Annotated in this window: 3 protein-coding genes; 2 read left to right on the top strand and 1 reads right to left on the bottom strand. The window is 43.4% G+C overall.

What is annotated here, in order from left to right; translation table 11 throughout:
• Both AB4585_RS22245 and AB4585_RS22250 read left to right on the top strand, forming a co-directional pair.
• On the top strand, positions 1-608 hold a 608-nt coding region (locus AB4585_RS22245), incomplete at its 5' end, for a hypothetical protein (protein ID WP_372155030.1).
• 410 nt (positions 609-1,018) lie between these two features.
• Positions 1,019-1,864 carry a LysR family transcriptional regulator gene (locus AB4585_RS22250; protein ID WP_372170981.1) on the top strand — a complete coding sequence of 282 codons (846 nt, stop codon included), beginning with the start codon at positions 1,019-1,021 and terminating at the stop codon, positions 1,862-1,864.
• On the opposite strand, the gene AB4585_RS22255 is transcribed toward AB4585_RS22250, so the two are convergent.
• Entirely contained in the window at positions 1,836-2,594 is a 759-nt protein-coding gene (locus AB4585_RS22255; protein ID WP_372170982.1) for a TSUP family transporter, read from the bottom strand. The two genes, AB4585_RS22250 and AB4585_RS22255, sit on opposite strands and share 29 nt — an antisense overlap.
• Between the last annotated feature and the right edge of the window lie 136 nt (positions 2,595-2,730).

Raw genomic sequence — 2,730 nt, forward strand, 5'->3', positions numbered from 1 at the left:
AATTTAGGCAACAACGCCGCCTGATTGTCATTGGTTCATTCTTACCAGCAATCACCATTAACATGTGGGGAATCTCTGACTCAGTATCAGGGTTAGATTTTTATGGGTTATTCGCCGTATTCTTAATGCTTGCTGGCTCAATTGCTTGTGCAGTAGGTTTGCCAAAGCTTGTTGCAAAAGGCCTTGGTGCGCTTTCTCTAGCCTACTTATATTACCATCTGTTCAAATTATATGGTGAATTAAGAGATATGTATGTTGAGCTAAAACAAATGGCACAGTTCATGGGCAGCAACAATAGTCCATTTGAACAAATTATCGAAATTGCTGCTAGTTCAGTGAGCATTGGCAGCTTTGTTCTAGTCTTAGGGTTTATTTTGCTTAATGTGTTCATTTTCATGCCGTATAAAATACACCCTCGTTTTGAAGCTCTAGATACTATTTTGATGCATTACTCTTCAAAACTCTCTGAACAAGCTAAAGTAAAATCTCAAGAAATAAAGGTTGCAGCAACGAAAAAAGCAGCTTCTGTTCAAGAAAAATCCAAACAGATAAAACAGGAAGCAAAAGCAAAAAGTAAGGCAACTGAAGACAACAAAACAGATAAGTAACTAAGCCTGATTTCAGATCATAAGTGCAACATTCATGGAAAGGTATAGAAGACGACAACTGCTGAAAGTAGTGCGCTCTTCTCACCAAAGAAACAAGCAGTTGTAGCATGAATTATCAGCAATTCCTGAAATAGCTAAAACAACTCAGTGCCATCGCTCTACGATATATCTGGAAGTTATCATTGCCGACCTTCGCCATCAAATAAGCTAACGTTACAAAGTGAAAGGCTCCGTAAAGGAGCCTTTCTTAATTTGAGCTCCCCAACACAATTATTATGCTCTCGCGCTACACGTGCGAGCATAGCTAAAAATACCTAACTTAGTTCAAAGCTTTAGTTTCAAGACTAGAGAATGAATGTTGTTTGAGGTAAGTTGAAACAATCATTCCCAAATTTCATGAATATAACCCAATGCTACTCGAAGGAATCGAAACTCTACTGGTATTGAGTAAAGCAAAGACCATGAGCCGCACAGGCAGTTTGCTTTATATCAGCCAATCAGCGGTCAGCAAACGGATTGCGAATTTAGAAAAGAAGCTAGGTAAAAAGCTCATTGAACCGAGTGGCCGACAGATAAAACTCACGCCAGATGCGATAGCATTAATAGAGAGTATTGGCCCGACATTCAATGAACTTCGCGGGCTTATTTATGAACAGCAAGAGTTGGAAGATACTACTCTCATCACCCTAGACAGCTCTAAGTCTCTGATAGCCGGTTATTTAGGTGAGATGATGGGCCAGTTCATCCAGCAAGATAAGTACATCACCATTACCACCAACCACACGCCGAGAATCATAGAGCGAGTGCAATCTGGTAAGGCGACCTTGGGGTTGTGTGCTGGCTTACTGCCACCGCATCATGGGTTGATGACCTTCCATCTATTTGATGAGCCGTTTTACATAGTGAGTAAGTCACCGCTAACGGAGCTTCCTCCAATGGTCATCACTAACGACATGACCAACCCTGCCAATTCTTATCAACTTTCTGTATTAGAGAAGTTTGGTATCAAACCCTTGATGGAGATGGATGCCTACACCGCAGCGGCTCAACTTGCATTGGGCGGGACTGGGCCAGCGTTAATACCGCTCTCTATCGTAAAAACACTCAATATTGAGCCTCAATATCTGTATAGCTTCACCGAATTAGCAGGCTTGATTCGGCCGATTCATATCTGTGTCAGACCAAATAGTTACCAGTCTCCACGAGTTAAAACACTGATAGAATCCATTATTGATGCTGTTCCCAAAGCAGTTTAGACGCCATTAGCATCGACATCACGATCACAAGGGGGCGAATCCATTTCTGCCCTTTTGTCACCACCACTTTAGCGCCAAGCCGAGCGCCCATAAATCCACCGACCGCCATCACTAATCCCAACTCCCAAATAGGCAAACCAGCCAAAATAAAGAAAATTAAGGCAGCGATATTCGAGGTAAAGTTAAGTACTTTAGTACGCGCCGTAGCATCGACTAACGAGAAGTGACCAATAGCAACAAAGCAGACGGTGAAGATAGAACCTGTTCCTGGGCCAAAAAAGCCATCATAGAAACCCACGCCGCCACCAATACACAGAGCAAACATGGCCTCAGAGATCTTCTGTTTTCCTTCAGACGCTCTAGTTTGGGGTGCCAACAGGAAATAGAGAGAGATAGCGATAAGCAGCAGTGGGATAACACTGGTCAGTAGGCTCGCATCAATGTGCTGGACTAACTCAGCGCCAATTGCAGAGCCAATAAAGGTACAAAAGATAGCAAGGCGCATCTCTTTGATGCTGACGATACCGTTGCGCACGAAATACCAACTCGCGGAGAAGCTGCCAAATGAGCTTTGGAGTTTGTTGGTTGCCAGTGCCTGCGTGGGTGGAACTCCAGCCGCTAGCAATGCAGGTAGAGTCAGTAACCCACCGCCGCCAGCCATTGCATCAATAAAGCCTGCTGCCGTTGCAACAACAAACAAGATAGCCAATATTTCTAGAGTGATTTCCATATACCCAACGCCTTAAAATCCTGTGTAGCGACAAGTTACCACTCACAGCAGACGAGCAATAACGAAACACAAGATTCTAACCTATTCCAAATATTCATCATTAAGCTACCGCGGAATAACAGAATCGAGTAGGAGG

Origin of the sequence: Vibrio sp. 10N.222.49.C9 (assembly GCF_041474985.1) — a bacterium.
In the GTDB taxonomy this organism is placed as follows: Bacteria; Pseudomonadota; Gammaproteobacteria; order Enterobacterales; family Vibrionaceae; genus Vibrio; species Vibrio crassostreae_C.